The organism is Catalinimonas alkaloidigena (genome assembly GCF_029504655.1).
In the GTDB taxonomy this organism is placed as follows: Bacteria; Bacteroidota; Bacteroidia; order Cytophagales; family Cyclobacteriaceae; genus Catalinimonas; species Catalinimonas alkaloidigena.
In genome coordinates, this window is the sequence record NZ_JAQFIL010000001.1 from 7,207,887 (window position 1) to 7,226,127 (window position 18,241).

16 protein-coding genes are annotated in these 18,241 nt (G+C 32.3%); 2 read left to right on the plus strand and 14 right to left on the minus strand.

The window, feature by feature from the left end; all coding sequences use genetic code 11:
* Positions 1-22: 22 nt before the first annotated feature.
* From OKW21_RS29265 to OKW21_RS29295, 7 genes are all read right to left on the minus strand, one after another.
* On the minus strand, positions 23-1,321 hold the full coding sequence (locus OKW21_RS29265) for an XkdF-like putative serine protease domain-containing protein (protein ID WP_277486722.1): 1,299 nt from the start codon (positions 1,319-1,321) through the stop codon (positions 23-25).
* A 38-nt stretch (positions 1,322-1,359) separates the two neighbouring features.
* Positions 1,360-3,507, minus strand: a complete 2,148-nt coding sequence (locus OKW21_RS29270; RefSeq protein WP_277486725.1) for a hypothetical protein — start codon at positions 3,505-3,507, stop codon at positions 1,360-1,362.
* Positions 3,508-3,558: 51 nt separating this feature from the next.
* Positions 3,559-5,217, minus strand: coding sequence for a hypothetical protein (locus tag OKW21_RS29275; protein ID WP_277486727.1), 1,659 nt, complete (start codon positions 5,215-5,217; stop codon positions 3,559-3,561).
* Positions 5,217-7,403, minus strand: coding sequence for a hypothetical protein (locus tag OKW21_RS29280; protein WP_277486729.1), 2,187 nt, complete (start codon positions 7,401-7,403; stop codon positions 5,217-5,219). Before OKW21_RS29280 ends, OKW21_RS29275 begins: the two co-directional genes overlap by 1 nt.
* The gene (locus OKW21_RS29285) at positions 7,403-7,885 is read right to left on the minus strand and encodes a hypothetical protein (RefSeq protein ID WP_277486735.1); all 483 of its coding nucleotides are present in this window, start codon (positions 7,883-7,885) and stop codon (positions 7,403-7,405) included. Before OKW21_RS29285 ends, OKW21_RS29280 begins: the two co-directional genes overlap by 1 nt.
* On the minus strand, positions 7,885-8,331 hold the full coding sequence (locus OKW21_RS29290) for a hypothetical protein (RefSeq protein ID WP_277486737.1): 447 nt from the start codon (positions 8,329-8,331) through the stop codon (positions 7,885-7,887). The genes OKW21_RS29285 and OKW21_RS29290 overlap by 1 nt, the downstream gene beginning before the upstream one ends.
* A gap of 931 nt (positions 8,332-9,262) precedes the next feature.
* Entirely contained in the window at positions 9,263-9,967 is a 705-nt protein-coding gene (locus OKW21_RS29295) for a hypothetical protein (protein WP_277486739.1), read from the minus strand.
* Positions 9,968-10,021: 54 nt separating this feature from the next.
* On the opposite strand from OKW21_RS29295, the gene OKW21_RS29300 reads away from it, so the two are divergent.
* A complete protein-coding gene (locus OKW21_RS29300) occupies positions 10,022-10,801 on the plus strand; it encodes a hypothetical protein (protein ID WP_277486740.1) in 780 nt (259 codons plus the stop codon).
* On the opposite strand, the gene OKW21_RS29305 is transcribed toward OKW21_RS29300, so the two are convergent.
* Both OKW21_RS29305 and OKW21_RS29310 read right to left on the minus strand, forming a co-directional pair.
* Positions 10,764-12,242, minus strand: coding sequence for a hypothetical protein (locus OKW21_RS29305; RefSeq protein WP_277486742.1), 1,479 nt, complete (start codon positions 12,240-12,242; stop codon positions 10,764-10,766). The two genes, OKW21_RS29300 and OKW21_RS29305, sit on opposite strands and share 38 nt — an antisense overlap.
* A complete protein-coding gene (locus OKW21_RS29310) occupies positions 12,229-12,774 on the minus strand; it encodes a hypothetical protein (RefSeq protein ID WP_277486743.1) in 546 nt (181 codons plus the stop codon). Before OKW21_RS29310 ends, OKW21_RS29305 begins: the two co-directional genes overlap by 14 nt.
* Positions 12,775-13,387: 613 nt before the next feature.
* Between OKW21_RS29310 and OKW21_RS29315 the strand changes: the two genes are divergently transcribed.
* Complete coding sequence (locus tag OKW21_RS29315; RefSeq protein WP_277486744.1) at positions 13,388-14,125, plus strand: hypothetical protein; 738 nt, start codon at positions 13,388-13,390, stop codon at positions 14,123-14,125.
* On the opposite strand, the gene OKW21_RS29320 is transcribed toward OKW21_RS29315, so the two are convergent.
* The 5 genes from OKW21_RS29320 to OKW21_RS29340 all read right to left on the minus strand — a co-directional run bounded on the left by OKW21_RS29320 (position 14,126) and on the right by OKW21_RS29340 (position 17,384).
* Positions 14,126-15,139: a hypothetical protein gene (locus OKW21_RS29320; protein WP_277486746.1), complete on the minus strand. Its 1,014-nt coding sequence runs from the start codon at positions 15,137-15,139 to the stop codon at positions 14,126-14,128.
* Between the two features lie 91 nt (positions 15,140-15,230).
* Positions 15,231-15,482, minus strand: coding sequence for a hypothetical protein (locus OKW21_RS29325; RefSeq protein WP_277486748.1), 252 nt, complete (start codon positions 15,480-15,482; stop codon positions 15,231-15,233).
* Between the two features lie 114 nt (positions 15,483-15,596).
* Positions 15,597-15,812, minus strand: a complete 216-nt coding sequence (locus OKW21_RS29330; RefSeq protein ID WP_277486750.1) for a hypothetical protein — start codon at positions 15,810-15,812, stop codon at positions 15,597-15,599.
* Positions 15,813-15,970: 158 nt separating this feature from the next.
* Positions 15,971-16,132 carry a hypothetical protein gene (locus OKW21_RS29335; RefSeq protein ID WP_277486752.1) on the minus strand — a complete coding sequence of 54 codons (162 nt, stop codon included), beginning with the start codon at positions 16,130-16,132 and terminating at the stop codon, positions 15,971-15,973.
* Between the two features lie 232 nt (positions 16,133-16,364).
* The gene (locus OKW21_RS29340) at positions 16,365-17,384 is read right to left on the minus strand and encodes a hypothetical protein (protein ID WP_277486754.1); all 1,020 of its coding nucleotides are present in this window, start codon (positions 17,382-17,384) and stop codon (positions 16,365-16,367) included.
* Positions 17,385-18,241: the final 857 nt, after the last annotated feature.

Here is an 18,241-nt window from a genome sequence, read left to right on the forward strand (position 1 = left end):
ATGTACTTTTTTACTGAACATTCTAGTTCTGTGAGATTGTTTTTAAAGCATGGTAAGCATACTTTTCAGCTGTAGATAGTTTAGTGTAATCTTCAGTATCAGATTTTAAGCTTTGAGTAACTATTTTCTTCCCTGCTGGTAACTTACTAAGCTTAGTTTCAAGCTCTGTCTTTTCATTTTTCAGCTTTTCAATTTCAGATTTTGCTGTAGAAAGTTCAGCTTGTAACGCTTCTATCTGTCTACTCATTTCCATTTCAGGAGTTACAACTTCTACAAGTCTACTTTCTGCAATTACCATCGTTCTACCATCTTCAAGGGTATAAGAACCATCTTCAACCGATTCAGTTACTACATTTCCTTCTCCATCAATTTCAATTACATCTCCATTATCGAGTATATAAGATTCACCTGTAGATTCTTCTGGATCACTGTCTTCTGTCTCATCGATTATTTCTGCATCTGCAATTTCTGAAGCAATGTCTGCTACATCTTCGGTTGATTCAGCTGGGGTAAATGTTGCTACACCTTCTGCTACTACTAATGTTCCACCTTCTACAGGATATTCACCATCTTGTACACCTTCACTTATTACAGTTCCGGTTTCGTCATCAACCTCGATTGTCATTTCTCCTGAAACGTACGTAGCTAATTTGACTTCTTTTTCTTGTAATTCAGTTTCTGATTCTGATTCATACTCTACAAATAACGTTTTAAGTGCAGATAAGAATTTTGAAAATTTTGATTCTTCTTTTTTCATATTAGATTTTTTGGGTTTAGGTTGTTGTTCTGGGATAGGTATGTTGATATCTAGCATTGCTTCAATACTAAATCCGTTAAGTTCTCCTGATAATACTTTGCTGAATACTTCCTGATCAGGTACTTTATAAGACATTACCCAACTTCCTGCTGGTAATTTTTCAAGTCCGATAACCTGACTTTTATCTTTTTCAGAATCGCTTACTATCCAAGATTCCACGACATACATATCTGATCTTGAAAGTGCTTCTTTATGCTCAATATTAGTTTGATCACTACGTTTCTCTCTCTGAAATTTATCACGTAGCTTTTCAATTTGATCACTACTGAATGATAGATAATAAGGGAATCCTTCAGCACTATATCTGATAATCTTTTTATCTGGGATAAGTACAGCACCTGTAACAATCTGTTTGTGTTTATTAAATTTGAAAGCTTGATTCTGTTGCTTATTAAGTGCTACAAAATTTGACTCTATTGCAGGATCATTTACAAAGCTAACTGTCTGTACTCCTGAAAGCTCATCTTCATCATTAAGTTGAATACTATATACTGGAATTTCCAAAACTGATTTTTTATATAAATAGGTAGTGTTTATAAATCTTACAGGGATGCAGTTCTTTCAAGTTCCTTCACTCGATTATTAGTCCTGTTGAATTCGTTGATACCTACATTCACCTTTATATCCTTTTGATCACCTGTAGAAATTCCAGAACTCAAACTGTTATTAATAGTCTGGAAATCAGGTTCGTTTAATCCACCATCAGCATATATTTTGAATTTTTTCCTTTTACCTTCTCTGTTAATCCTGTCAAGTATATGCAGGTTGTTTGCAGTAGCTTGTCTATTAATGAAATACTCTTCCCCTTCTGCTTCTACCATCTGTCCAGAATTAGTATTAATTACATTTATCCCACCTTCACGATGAGATTTTCCCTTCAGCAAACCACCCTTAGCAAATTTCTGTTTAGCAATGATTCCGGTTTGTACAGCACCCATTGCACCCACTATTGCAGCAAGTACTACGTTAGGAAGTGCCTGAGTAACGCCAACTGCTGTGTTGATGATAGAACTACTTATCGCACGAATTTTATCAGCAATAGCTCTCTTTTTCTCAGCTTCCTGAATTTTCTTTTCTTGTTCAATCTTCTGCTTTGCTAGAAACTCTTCTCTTTTTCTCTCCTTATCGATCAGACCGATTATTTGATCTTTTCTAGCACCCTTCGCTGCATCCGCTTGCTGTTCCAGTGCTGTTATTTTCTGGATTGACTGACTTTGACTTTCTGTAAGTTGATCTAATTTTCTAGTACTTCTTTCTATCTGTCTATCAAGACTTGTAGTAATTGCACTAGCTATCTGATCATAACCTTCCAAAACTTTTGTACCTATTGCTGCTATTTTGTCTTCTAATTCAGCATCTTCTGATACTCCGAATAATCCTTCCAGCAAACTGGGTGTATCTTCATCTTCAGATAAGGTTTCATTATTTTTCTTAACAATTTCCTTAAGTCCTGGAAGAAATTTATCCTGCATCAATTTATTTAATTTCTGAAGTCTGGGATCTATCTCTTTTTCATCAGGAATACCGAAAATATCAGGTAGATCAGAACCTTCACTAAGCACTTTTTTAGTGTTTTCAGCATTCTTTTTTAACTCATCCAGTCTTTTTTGATCAGCAGTATTAATTGCATCTATACGGGCTTGTTCCTGCTCAATCAGGAATATTGTTTTATCCGTTTCTACCTGCTTATATTCATCAGAATCGGCCTTATACAAGGACTTTTTTAGCTCAAAAATTTCTAATTGAAGCTTTTCAACATCTTTTTTCTTAGCTTTTTCTATAGAAAGAATGCGTTCTTTTTCCTTTATAGCGGATTCTATAGACTCTTTTCTTAGTTTTTCATCGTGTTTGTACTGTTCCTCACGCATTTTCCTGAGTTCAGCAGCACGATTTTGGGCAACTCTTGTAATTTGTTTATCAATTGCTGCCTGAGAATCTGAAGATATTTCCTGAATTTCCTCAATGGCCTGTTTGAACTCCCCACGAACAAGTGCTAATGCAGCTTCACCTATGTTTTTGAAAACAGCTTTGGCAATTTCCCCTGCAATTTTGAATGCTCCACTGATACCACCTACACGATCAGAGAATTCTTTAAGAGGTTTTATACTGTCTGTAATCCATTTTGTAAGATCTTCCCAGTATGCCACCACAGCACCCAACGCAACTACAAACAAACCGATCCCAGTTGCAGCAAGTGCGATTCTGGTAGTAGTAGAAAAGGACTTTGCACCAACACCAGCTAACTTAAAATTTGCTAATGCTGATTGTCCGAATAATTTGTAAGCAGATGTAGCACCTTCTGTTATCTTTTTTACACCATCTAAAGCAACTACAAGATTCAATGCAGTTGCTTGTGCTTTCTGTATTTGTTCCGCTGTTTTCTCTCCGAATGCTGAACTTGCCACTGTAGCAATTGCAAAACCACCTGCTAAACCTTCACCAATTTTGAACAAGTTTTCAGCACGTTCAGCACTAGACATTGTAGTAAGAGATTCATCTATCTTACCTATCTCTCCCCGTGTTTGTACTAATTGTTTGCGAAGTTTTTCAAAATTATCAGAACCTAACTCTGAGGTTTCTAATTGTGCTTCAAGTTCTTTTGCAGTTTCCTGAAGTTGAGACATCGATTTGATTTCCTTATCCAGTCCATCAATCTTAATGCTATATATTTTTTGATTTTGTGTAGCCAAGTTGCTATCTATTTCATATAAATAGCACTGACATAGAAGGGTATAAGAATATTATCTGATTCTCTTAACTATCAAACTTGCAATATTTTCTACAGGATCATAAGCACGTATCTCTACAAGTCTCCAATCTACACCTTTATATCGTAAAGGGATATTAGGTTGACATTCTATCCAGTCTTTTTCTGACATATTCATATCAAATTCTAATAGATGTCCTCTATCATTGTTGAAGTATTTTGACCTGTAAAATTTGTTGTACAGGTTATTTTCATCAGCAGAATTATATGAAAGATTTATAGTATTACCTGTACTACTTGTTCTAGTAGAATTCTCCTGATAATTACTCGTAAATGTCATTTTAACTTTCCCAACGCTTTCCCCCATATTGAGATAATACCAGTTCTCACTGTCTGGGATAGTGGGTAATCCTTCATAATGTAAAATCCTAAGTCCAGAACCATAACTCATATTTTCAGCTACAGGAATTTCATCATAATAATGTGTTTCTTCACTTACCCTTTCCTGTTCAGTGATATAAGGAATAGAAAAAGGTCTGTTATTAGCAGATGTTTCAGCACCTGTAAGACTTCTTTTATTGTACCAAAACACAGGATTATAAATAGTTCCACTAAAAGGTAATGTAACCTTGTACCCTGAGTTCTGAGAGTTGAATTTTAGTGCCTGAGTACTGGAACTATCAGCAGTTTCCTTGAAGTTTACAGCAATATTCCTCTGATTATCTTCAAGTCTCTTTTCTATTACAGAATCAGCATAAACCTTTGATGTTATATTATAGCTATATTCAGAAGGGAGAATATAACTATCATATCTTTCCAAATACAAAGTATTCTGTTTCCCCAAAACTTGAAGGTTGAACATACTGATCAATCCTTTGATAAAATCAATCTGTTTTACATTATCAGGAAGGAATTCATGTAAATACAAAGTACCGTACTGATCAGCACGTTCCCATACATCAGCACTACCTGCATAAGGTAAAATAAGCTTGTTTATTTCAGCATCTTCTGCCCATGAACCTTTTAGTTTCCAGCCTATACCGGACAAAATTTTCTTTAATAGATTCACTACATAGAAGCTTGGAGGAAAATAAAAGTAAGGTGTAAAATTCACTACTTCTGTATTTCCTGAATCTACATAACTATTATATATGTTGCTGTAAGTACCGTACTGATTTTGTTCAGGTGTTAATGTATATCCTGACTCAACAGAGAAGGTTTTATAGAAGATTAAAGGAAATTGATAATCAGTTTGAGAGTTATCATACCCTGCTTCATTGTGTGCTTTTATAGTAGCTTCGTAGTTGTAACTAATAGGATCTATTTCTATATCTCTTAACGTTTTTTCTTCTAGTAGATCACTAAGAGAACCTAACTTACTATATAATACTACTTCGTATTCATCACCTGTAATACTGTTCACTTTTAGATTTCCTTCAAGTATTTTTTCAGAGTTTACGAGTACTGTAATATCAAAAACAGAATAGAACTTATCTATCACATAGAAATCATCTATAGAATTCAATACCAGATTATTCACCTTTGTTTTGGGAAGGTTGAAGGTATAAGAGAAGTCATTGAAACGTTTTTCAGGATTATTAAGATCTTCTACTATCCTGTTAAGTAAAATATTCAATGAATCTTCAGGAAGATCAAGTACAGTATTGTTACATATAAGAGTAAGAACGTTCATTATTGACTGATACTATTTTCAGGAATGCTTTCAGTTATTGATAGCGATATGCTATAGAAGTCTTCATCAGTACTTTTCTCATACCTGACATTTGAAGTAGTAACAGATACCCAAGAATCATTTTTGTTAATATATATCTGTGATGACTTAATTAGTTCTTTTAACCAATTAAATGTTTCTGTACTGACAATTCCGCTATTGAGTTCATACACATTTTGTACAACTACCTTTTTAGTACTGGTGATGCTGTCAGATGTAGACAATTTACCGTAGTAACTTCTATTGTAATTGCTAACGGTCCGAGTAATTGAATCTGTTACTTCTCCTACAAAACGGAATGATTCAAAAGCACCAAGTGAGTTTTGGAATAAGACATCAAAACCTGTATCACTTTCTTCTACAGATAATTCATAAGTCTGTACCTGATTAAATTCAGAACCACCAGTTTGTAATTTCACTTCAATTTTCCAAACGCTTTTTGGTTCACTACTTATTGAAAATACTGATGGACTAGATTCAAAGTAATATACACCACTACCTGTAATTGATTCTGTACTTAGTGTTCTCCATTGTGTTTGAGTATGATCAAAGAAATAAAATCTGTATTTGATAGATACATCTGTTACTCCATTGGTAGTAACAAAATATAAATAATCCTTTTGTTCCGAATGTACAGGCTTTAAATCAGGTGCATTACTTAGAAAAGGTCCCTGATTATAAACTGATAATGTATTCTGTACAGGTAATGGTAAAGATGCATTCAATACATACTTTGTAATTCCGCTAGTTTCAAAAGGGTATTGAAATTTATACCCACCTGTAGATTTAGCGTACAATTCACCTAAATCATAATCATACTTTTTAAGATGGTTAGTACTTTTAGTGAATCCTGTGCTTTGATAACTGGGAACATATGTGTTTACATAATTCTTAAGTATTCCGGCTAAGTCAAAGTGATTTCTAGGAAGTACATAAGGTTGTTCTATAGTTTTAATGTACTCCAGTTCATCAGCTTCATTTTCTACATATATATTTACATAGTATCCGTAATCTGACTTTGTTTCAGCTACAAATTTTGAAGATCCACTTTGAATAAGGGTAGATGAAATTCCTGTACTATTATCTATAAGAGTATCACCTGGAATAAGCTCATATTTACTACCTACTTTTTTGCTAGTAACTGTTACAGTCGCACCTGATGAATTTGCATAATAAAGCTTGTTCAAAATAGGATGATCATTTATAGCGAACCTCAGAGAATTAGCTACATCTCCTAAAGTGTTTCCTGATGTTGTGAAGAATTCCGCAAATGAAGGATCATCTTTTGCAGTGAGTTTTATGTCTATATTGTTGCTTTTAAATTGTATATAATCACCATCACTGATATTATTTGAAACTGTTATATCCGTTTTGGAATAACTAGGAGTATCATCAAGTATTTTAGAACTCAAACTTACCAGTATAGGATTCTCAGAAGCGGTTAATAATGCAGGTTGAGATTCTACAATAATATTATCTGTTGTAGTTGTTCCTGTATCACCTGTTGTACCTGAACTTGTACCTACCGTAGCAGTATCATTTGCAGTTGTACCAGATACATTTCGTACAAAAACATCATAATCACCTGCTGCAAGTCCTGTAAACCCACTTGTCGAAAAATAAGTACTACCTGAATCAATACTGTATTCAATAGTATCAGGAGTAACATTTGTACTTGCTGAAATTGCTAAAGCACCATCTGTTGCACCTGAAGATGATACATCCGTTACTTCAATATTATCTATAGTAATTTCAGATGCAGGTTCAGGAATTGATTGTTGATCAAGATAGAAATGTTCTCTGGTGATTTCAGAAGGATCATTGTATTCGTAGCAAACCTTATAAAAATCCTGAGGTAACGTACTACCTGTATAAGTTAATTTGAAGTAGGTTTCACCAGTTATAACGCTGCTACCATCTCCCTGACTATCTACAGTCCAGAATTCTCTGAAATCAATAGGAATACCTTCATCCTGATAAGTTGTTACTCCAGATGATACACTAATATCAAAATGTCGTAAACATTCATATGTAGATCCCGATCCGCAATTGTTATCACAATCATCTATTTGAACAGATACGTTAACAGCATCTATTGTATTATCTGCTTTTCTATAAAAGTATTTTTTAGTGCTATATGAAGCCATTATTTTTCGTTAAAGTATTGTGTTAATTCCGCTGTAATTGTATCAAGCAAATCAGCATCAATTGCAGTTTCAAATGTACGTTGTGCTGTATCATTGACAGCTTGTATAAAATTCCTTCCTCTAATCCCGTTCAAATAAATAGACCTCTGTATTACCCAAGCAAGCTGATTCTGAGACATTTTTGAATCACGAGGTCTGATATTATATCTTCGTATCCATTCTAGTAAAGCTTTGTAAGGTACACGTTTTGTGAATTTTTTTCTTCCCTGGGATAAGTATTCATAATAGTAATTTGCGAACCATGCCAACTCGAACTGATCAGGGTTATAACTTGAGTTTACAGAGTTAACAAGCCTACTGTTTTTCGGTACATTTTTTTCCAGCATCACAAATTTTATCTGTTTCTCAATGCTAGCAGCTAGATCAGAAAGCATCTGAATCATTCGCTGCTGGGTAGATAGTTGTATAGAATTATTTGCCATTACTCAGAAAGAAAGATTGTTGAATCGCATGATTTATTTAGAACAGTGATTTCAAATTCTGCACGTACTCCATATGAACTATCTGTTGTGTGATTGATCAGGATTAGAGAAGAAAAAGAAAAAGGATTACTGAATTGTATCGCTTTATTTTTCTTCAATTCAAAAATTATTTGCGATGCCCAATCTTCACACTCACTAATAATATCTATTCTTTGCTGATCTGTTATAGAGGAACTTTCAGGGAGTTGTGAGATTACCATACCTATTCTATACCGCTTAAATTTTTCATTTGTCTCAACGTTGAAAGGTAACTCAAGAAAACAACGGGGATATACATCATTACCATAGATCGTTTCATCTTCTGACTCTCCGAATGAAAATGAATTAATGTGCTTATGCCTATCAGCTATCTGTTCAAATGCTTGTACTATTTCTGAAATGCTCAAAATGCTATCTACTTTATTGTAAATAGCAGATAGGTGAAATGAGTTTGTTTGCTACCGTTTCATTAAAGCAAAAGTAGTTTATTTAGGAAGCATAAAATCAATACCTATTTTTTAGATAATTTCAATACATAACAAAGCAATCAGTTTTTCAAAATTTTAAGAAGGTAATTTTTTGGAAAAATTCTTAATCACATATAATAATGAATAATTAATTGATTTTCAGATGTTTGTATTACTTTTTTTTAATATAAAATTTAAACATACGAACATTCGGATGACCTGAAAACATAAAATCGACTTTGTCTTCTTGATACAAATCACCACATTTGTTTAGAGACAAATAGAGAGGTTTTTAATAAAAAGCCAATAATGAAATATTTAATTTTTGCTTTAGTATTTAGGAAGAATAATAAGCAATATAGAATTGCTTAAAAGATATGTGGTAGGATTCTATCCATACCATAAAAAAACCCAACATGTTCTGACCATGCTGGGCTATTTAAATTTTGTTTAACTTAAAATTATTCCGCCTATGGAACAATTAACTAATGAGGATCTACAGCTGTTAATTGACGTTGCAGCTTTGATCGTATCAATTATCACGCTATATCGAGACAATGATGACTAGCGTGAATCTTGAACAGCCCCTGGGTTTTACCTTGGGGTTGTTTTGTTTTAATAGACATTCTTAATAGTGTGTAAGACAAACATTATGTATGTATTACAAACGTATTACAGCCGTAAATGTGGTATAAATTTATTCCAAAATCAATATTAGCTGTCAGATTTTGTAATATTATCTTACAGTTTTTGTCTTAAATCTTACAACATGTAACTATAATAGACAAAATTAATACAATTTACTGCTGACTCTCTTCTCTAGTAATCTTTTCTAAATCCTTCATCATTTTTCCCTTCTCTATACTGTACACTAAGAAGGAAAAGATTTCTGAAATGCTCGTTCTAAGTACACTAGATATCTGCGTAACATCTTCTTTTGCAATCGAAACCACTGTCCCGTACCAACCCATTGATGAAGCGAATTCCGAGTATCTTCGATCTTGTCTTGTACTTGAACCTGTAGCATTGAAGAGTAAAGGGTATTCAGAATCAAATCGTTGTTTCTCGACAAAAAAAAACTGGCAATGGATAATGCAGTGATACAGGGAATATTTTTAAAGTGTTCAGCACGTTGCATTGCATCGTAATCACCATAGCTTTCACCTTCACGTTTACACAACACTGCAAGTAGATAAGGGATGCTATTCAGTTGTCCGTGTTCTTTCAGGAAGTTGTCATAGTCTATATACTCTCCAAAACAACTACTGGAAAAGTCCTGATTGACATAGTATGTTTCACTTAAGTATTCAAATTCTGTAATAGAATCAAAACTGTCTATGTCAACTGAAAAAAGATAATCAAGTGATTCTAATAAAGGATTCACCAGTTCTGTACCTGTATCACGTAAAATATTTTCAGGGATGGATGATAGATAACTGATTATCTGTAAATATTTGTTAAGGTTGCTTTCATCACTACTGATTATTTCCTGTACAATTAAGAATTGTTGAATAGTTATTTCTTCTAAGCTAGTAGGGAGAGAATACTTTTTATTATTGATTTCTATTTTCTTCAAGATGCCATTTTTATATAAATAGCTATCTTCAAGATTCAACAACCTTTACCAAACTTGAAACATACTAAAGAATTTAAACAGTTATTTATAGGGTTTATAGTCTGCTTTTTGACAGTTGCTTTAATTGATACGGTATTATCTGATTGTCCAGAGACTTGGAAATATGGATATGAAACTGGTAGGATAGTATCCAATCTTGCACTGGCTTATATAGCAAGTTTTATCTTTTACTACTTTGTTGTTTACCGGAAAGAAAGGAAAGATAGATTAAAGTTAAACGAAGCGATCCAACACCGAAATTTTCTAATATATCATGCAGGTTTAGACGTGTACAGATATTTACACTTATCTACAATTGAAGAAAATGAAAGAGGGGAAAACCTCTTCAAAGATTTATTAAATGTTCCTACTTCTCTAGATGATCTGGCTAAGGTTAGTAAAGATGATATTAACAGATTATGTAAAAACTCTAAGCCAGATGAAAGAACTGGTAGTATGTTTTCACTAGGAAAGTACTCACCATATAAAATTCCAGAAAATACTTTTAGAGAAAAAATTCTTGACTGTATTAATCGGGTTGAAGTCAACACCCAAAAATTATTGATTTTATCTTCTCATTTAGAGGTTGATCACATAAGAATATTAACGGCTATTTTAGAAACTCAATTAATTACAAATAAGAAATATACTTCATATGATGGTTCTCTTTCAACATTTAAAGATTTATGGGAATGGTTCTACCTTTTTTTTGATAAGAATCGTGAACTAGTCATGTACCACAATGACCATATAAAACCTATGAAAAACGGAAATCCCAGACACCACTACTATTAGATTTATCAATTGCAAATAACAGTGTATCAAGTCTATCATCATGTGGTGCTTTAGGAAATCCGCAAACCTCACTTAAGAAGTCATCTACATATAGACCTTCTACCAATATAACACCACCGGACTCGATAAATGCAGACTTACTTACTGCTCTAGCTTCTTTAGATATTCTGGGTTTATCTAATTCAATAGTATTCAAACGTGTACCTGCATCATCATTCCTTTGTAACTCAGAGATCATACTTTTACCTGGACCTGCACCTTCTATATAAACCCTGCTGTTACTTGTATACCTATTGTTCATGCAGAATTCCTTTATCCATTTTTTCAACTCTACAAATTCTTTCCAAGCAATTGCCACATTAAAAACGTATATGGTTTTATTGATACTGGTGTATGCAAGTATGGCACTGGGATCATTCTTTTTATCACTGGTATAAGCTAAGTCACAGGTGAAGTTTACTGAGTAATTCTTTTCTCCAACGATTTCGTAAAACTCCTTTGTACTGATTACTTTGAACCATGATCTTTTTAAAATGATACCTTCAGATGGTACAGGGTTTTGCATGTACTGACCTGAGAATCCTACAGTACCTAATTCCTTTTTGTAGTAGTCCAGTATACCCTGATCTAATCGTACAGGATCGAATAAACCATCTACATAATGTTCTTTTAAGTGACTTGGAGTAACGCTATCATTACATATAGCAGGAAGATTAATATGATACCATCTTTCAGGATTCCTTTCCAGCAAATACCCAGATAAATCTAAAGGATGTAACCGCTGTTGTAAGTTGATTATAATTCCATATCTGGGATCATTTAACCTGTTTGCAATAGTTTCAGAGAACTGGGTATTAACCTTTTCACGATAGATAGAACTGTTTGCTTGATCTTTGTCCTGAGCATCATCCAGAATTGTTATATCAGAATTAAAGCCCATGATACCACCTTCAATACCCACAGCTTTACGGGTCCCTCCCTTATCATTCATGTAGTTTGCCTTGCTGTTCTGATCCTGTCGTATCTGAAATAGATCACCAAACAGCGATTTAAACCACTGGGATTCTATCAGGATTTTACTTTCATGAGAGTTACGTTCTGCAAGTGTAGCAGCATAAGAGATAGTTACAATATCAAGTGAAGGTGCTTTTATCCATGCCCATACCGGAAGGATTACAGATATGATTAATGTCTTTGTAGATCGGGGAGGAACATTTATACAGATATCTTTTTCCTTCCTTCTCTTAGCTATCATTCGCTCGATTTCTTCCTGAAGGGTATCACACAGGAACTTGATATGAAAGTTGTCTACATACTCTATATCTGCTCTTAGTACTTTGAAAGCATCCTTAAAAAATGTGTGAAAAGAACGTTTGTATAATTCCCTCTGTACATCCTTTTTACTTACCCTTTTTTTAGTAACCTTTTTAGTCGTTGTCAATTACATCAGCATCTTCATAAGTTTGATTGTCATCGCTGCTGGATGCTGATTCCCCTAGTAACTTGATAAGCATATCTGTAGGTAGCTGGGAAAGGTCTATAGTATCATCTTCAGATTGAGTATTGTTGATAATGTTCTGTTGTATCAGAGTAGTGTTATTCTTTCCTACAATCGTTTCTATTCGCTTCCATCTACTATCCATTGCTTCACGTGCTTGTCGATAGTCAGAATCATTCATATGCTTTACTATCATGTCTTCCAACCTCTTAAGATCAGAACCAAATACATACCCTATATCCAGACCGTTCTCGTCTTTAATAAGATCCTTTGCTCTCCTTATATCATAGCGTATAGTTCTATCTGAAATCTCCCCGAATTGCTTCTGCACAGCTGTTGTGATCTCTGATACTTGATTGATATTAGATAGTAGTAACTCCTTTACAAAGTGCGCTCTCTGTTCAACTATATCACTACTCTGTCTACCTCCCCCAAACCTGTATCTGTCCTGATTTTGTTGTTGTAATTCCTCCATAAAATTTTATTGCAACACGGCAATATTTGCAAGTGTCTTTTTATGTAAATAGAAAGGATTCAGGAAGTGAAATATTAGACTGTTCTAGTGCAGAATCCAGTAAGGAAAATCTTGTAGGAATTGTACTGTGAATAGAATTATGTATAGTTGTCATAACGATTATATAACACTTATGACTGTCAACAATATCTAAGTGTCACGTTAGAATTATTCCCTTTAAATACTTTAATCGTTAGAATAAAAAGTTACTTAGGATTATTTAAACCAAATATTATAAAATCTGATAAGTCTTTTTACTGATAATATTTTATTCTTTTGCTAATCTCCTAACACAAATTTGGCAACAAGGCAATTATTCAAAATGGTATTTAACATAATAGATGATATTGCACAAATAACGTGATCTATGTAATTACTGCAGGATTGTATTATTCCGATATAAATACTTTTTGCAACAATATATTACGAAATAATTCGTAGTAAATAGAAGTGTTGGGGATGGTTGAAAGGGGAGGGAGTTAAGCAAGTTTACGGGTAAATTTTTGGGGTGATTTGTTCCTTTATTTTAAAGACAATATCTTTTGAATAAGATATTAATCCAGTTGAACCATAGATGAGAAAACTTGCTGACTACTTAATAAAATATATACCTTTAATTACTAGTCTTTTAATCATACTTGGCACTATCAACCAAATTTCTTATTACAATAATTTTGAAATTTTAATAATTGATTACTTAGAAATATCAGAAATATTAATACTATTTTTCAATGATATAATAACAATCTCCAGTTCAATTGGGTTTTTATTACTAGCATTCATTTACGATTTTTTTAAAAAAAATAAATATAATAACAATATAAAAACAAGAAATACTAATTATTTTAATAAAAGTTATTTAAAATACAAGTGGATAATATCCTATTCGGATTACCTTTTTTTTGTATTATACTTAATAGTAATGGGGATATCACTTATCTATATTTACAATAATAAATCTGAAAGTGAAGAAAGGTTTTACTTAAACCTTGCTTTCTTTAGTGTGATAATAATATTGATCAGTAAGGGAAATAAACATTTAAACCCTACAAAAAATTTATTAATATATTCTGTAATAATTATCCTAATAACTAATTTAATTAAAGCAAATGCCGATATTAAAGCTGATCGTGTAAAGGAAAGGGATCTATACCAATCCACTTTTTTCATTTTAGATGGTAAGCATTTGATTCAATCCGATAGTACCTGTTACTATATTGGAAAGACTAAGAACTACCTCTTTTATTACGATGCTGATCAGGAAAGAACTACTGTTTATCCTATGAGTAGGGTTAGTCAATTGACTCTTTAATTATTTCATTCCCAAATTTTTTCTAATTGTAGTACCTGATACTCCGTATTTTTTTGCCAATTTTCTTGCAGATAATCCGCTATTTTTCATTTCCTGAATCTGTTCCTGAGTAAAGAATATTTTTTGTGAGTTACTAGATTTTTTAGGATACTTCTTTTTAATGTTTTCTACCTTTTTAGGATCAGGAATATATACGGGACCTTCTTCACTTACTTTTTTTTCTTGTTTAGCATACTTAGTAGCACCGATAGAAATTTTGAAAAGTTTTGATAACTGATTTATAGTGAGTTGATCATAATTAAATTGAATGTACCGGATTTTGTCATCACTTAATGCTGAATCAGGTAGAATTACTTTTTCATTATCAATTACATGTTTATAGCTTAATCTTCTTTTTACTTTTCTTATAGTTTCTGAGCTAACTCCGTATTTTTCAGCTAATGCTATATCTGATTGATTGCTTTTTCTTATAATTAGTACCTGAGAAGGTGTAAGTGTACGTCTAGTGTTTTGACTGTATACAGACTTGTTTCTAATATCTTCAATTTCCTGAGGATCAGGTCTATATATAGATCCTTCTTCAGATACATAATTACAAGTTCTTCTTTGTCTTATAGCATCTACAGCAGATATTGTAGTATCTAGTAATTGTGCTAATTCTCGCATTTTAAGTTGATCAGGATTCTTTCTTATGTACCTGATTTTGTCATCAGATATAGAAGATTTTCTATAGTTCTTTTCTTCAGGCTTCTTCTTTTTGTAGTAACTTTTTTTAGGTTTTGATTTTGTAGTCTTAGGAGTGTCTTCTGTATATATGTATTGATGCTTATTAACTACAAGACTACTCATTCTGCTTACTTCTGTATTACTTAGTCTTTGTATATACTTTATAGTACTGACTGTTACCTTATACAGATTTGCTAAGTCTTCAAGCTTGTATAGGTCCTTTGAAGTGTGAATACTTTGAATATCATCTGCTAATAATATTTTCTTTTCCTGTAGTGTTTCTTCCATCACCTATAAATAGAAATCCCCCACCAAATAATGATGAGGGACCTAAAAACGAATATTCAAATGCCAAAGCCAAAAAGAAATTTTGACCTCGTTATATACGCATCAATTCATTTATATTAATGTCTTTCAGATAAGATCGTAGTCTATCAGCATTCTCAAAAATATCTACACCTACCGGTTCCCCTGTGCTTATCTCCCATGCTACTTCAAAATACTGTTTATTATATTCGTACAAGAAGTACACATATAATTTACCTGTCCTTTCTCCTATGAATGTGCATTTAGTATTTATAAACCACACTTTCTCATCGAGCGAAAACTCTGCAAATCTTTCAGTAAACATTATCTCCTTTTTTTTCCAAATATGGTAGGTATTCAAAAAGAAAAACAATGCTCTTGAAATGAGTAGTTACATCGTAATACTCAAGTAGAAAAGACAGATAATAAGGGAATCCTTTTAACTTATTAAATCACCAATAAAAATTCCATCAGCTTTTTTATACTCTTCTTCTGTATTGCTAAAAGTCACAATTTTCGGTGATTTCTCTTTATTTTCAATCATAAAGAGTTGAGTATCGTACTTTTTAACATATTCATTATACACTTTTTTTCTCGTAGAAAGTGTGTCATCTGAATGAAAAAAATAAGTGACTGGTAAATTTTTCTGTGACATGAAAAAATTGTTTAGTGATATAATACTCTATTATAGTGAATTATTACTTTTTTTCACACAAAAAAATCTATTAGACTGCAAAGAAAAACCCAGACTTGAACGGTCTGGGATAAAAAGTTTAATGGCATCACCCTTTACTTTTTTAATATAAATAGTAGCTAGTTCAAATTGAGGTTTACAAAATTCTCTTCATAAAAGGTTGATAGAAAAAAGTATTCTTCCTGATCAAAATTCATGATACCTGTCTTCAGCTTTTCTAAAATATCTACTATTACTTCTAAAGTATAATGCTCTTCTATATCTGTAGATATGTTTGACATATGTAAATGAGTATTCACTTTGAAGAAGGACAAATAGAATAGTAGATCAGAGTTTAATATATTGATACCGTTCATCATGACCGTGATATTATAGTGTAACCTTTTGCATACGGATAACTCTCTGTCAGAAGTCCGATTGCTACTAGATATTCACCTAGTCCATTACTTTCAATGTCTGTTACATCAACACATATTTGATGCACCTTACCTGCGATGTTTAATACATAATTAATCATTTTGTAACCTCATTATAAATATGATATACGTGTACTACGAGATCATTACAACTCTCAATCATACCCTTTTCTTCAAATGATGAATAGATATATGCAATATTATCGAATTGTAGTTCAAAGAGGTTTGTGTAGAAACCATTCTCAACAATTCTTTCTCTCAATTCTGAAAAGGATCTTTTTAATAAAAATCTGTGAGCATATATAGCATCTGAAATAAACTCTGAGGTAACTTCATCAAGAGTAATATAGTCTCCAGATATTTGGATGTTATTTATTCTCTTCTCCCATTTATTACTAAGCTCATCATATGATTTATGATTCTTATCTGGATTAGCATAAATAATATCAGGGTTACGTGGAATATGTTCTGGTTCATTTTTATCCCACCAATCATAATAACTTTGGCTAGAATCAATTTCTAAATTCCTGACAAGTTTCGTTAACTCTTCATATGAAATGAACTCGCCATCAAAATCAGGCTTTTGCATTACAAATCTTCCATCTACTAAAAATAATTCGTTGGAAAATTTAGGCAAGAACTTTTCTATTATTCTAGATTTAACTTCTTTTTTAGGTATGTTGAAGATTAGATTATCTACTATATGTCCATTGCCACCTAAGCTAAATTCTTCATATTCATCTTCATAAAAAATCTCTTTAATAGTGCTAGCAAAAAGCCCTTCATACTCATCAATCTTTTCTATCAATAATTCTATATCTTCATCATCTGATAAATAGAAGCTAATTTGATTTTCGTTATCATCTTCTAAATCCCAATTAACATCATTTCCTTGAGCGTTAACAAATCTCCTATAATCCCTTTCGTCAACTTTTGTGGCTTCGTCGTATGATTTTGATATAGAGAGGTAAATATCTTCGTGCCAATTATTTTTTGATGATACTAAATACATTATCTCAGTTTCGCCTTCAGGATAATTTTTTTGGTAATGATTCTCAGCTTCCCCGAGTGTCCATACTTTTTTGTCTTCGATAAATCTGTTTTCTACAGTTTTCATGATAATTAAAATTTAAATTGATAAAAAATATATTAATAAATAAAGTCCTTAGATACTTCTAGAATATCGTAAATACACACCATTTCCATGTCGCAGAAATACAGTTATCCCATATTTATTGCAGGTAGTATTATAGAAGGTTAGTTAATTATTCTGCTGAATTGATAATGTAAATGTATGAGGTCTAACGGTAATTGTCAAGTAAGCGTTGTTAGAACTATTTTAATTATATATCAATTATTTTTGATATATGAGCTAATTGAATTGTACTTTTCTTCTTTTTTTAATTAAAAAAATCTCGTTGTTTTTCCAGAAATCGGCATAATTTTTAATTAAAAATTTTGAGATATGTGAATACATTCAGGAAACGCAGGTTTGTCGTTTTTTACTGTTGCGCTAGAAGTAAACTTTTGGTAAATGAATCCGAAAGTCGACAAATAGTCAATATTGGATTTTTTCTCCACTATATCTTTCGATTTCCAGTATAAAAAAAGTTGAAAAAATTTTAAAAAAAGTTTTGGCAGCACCCATTTTTGGGTATAAAAAAACCTCCCCGTGATTAATCTGGGAGGTTTATAAAATCAGCAACTGATCTTATGGTATTTGATAAACTGTTACAAATCTTGAATCATTCTCCTTAGTAGGATTATTTACGTTTCTACCTTGAAGTGATGATTGTATAGTATTCCAAATATCATCAGTTGAAGATGGGTCAATACTATATGATAACATGTTAATAGCATTAAAAGGAATAGAGGGTAAATTCTTAGTCAAATAACATTCCCACTTTAAATTATTGCTTTCATACTGATTGATATGAAAATAAACTAAAGCAACTGTGTAAATCATAAATTTTA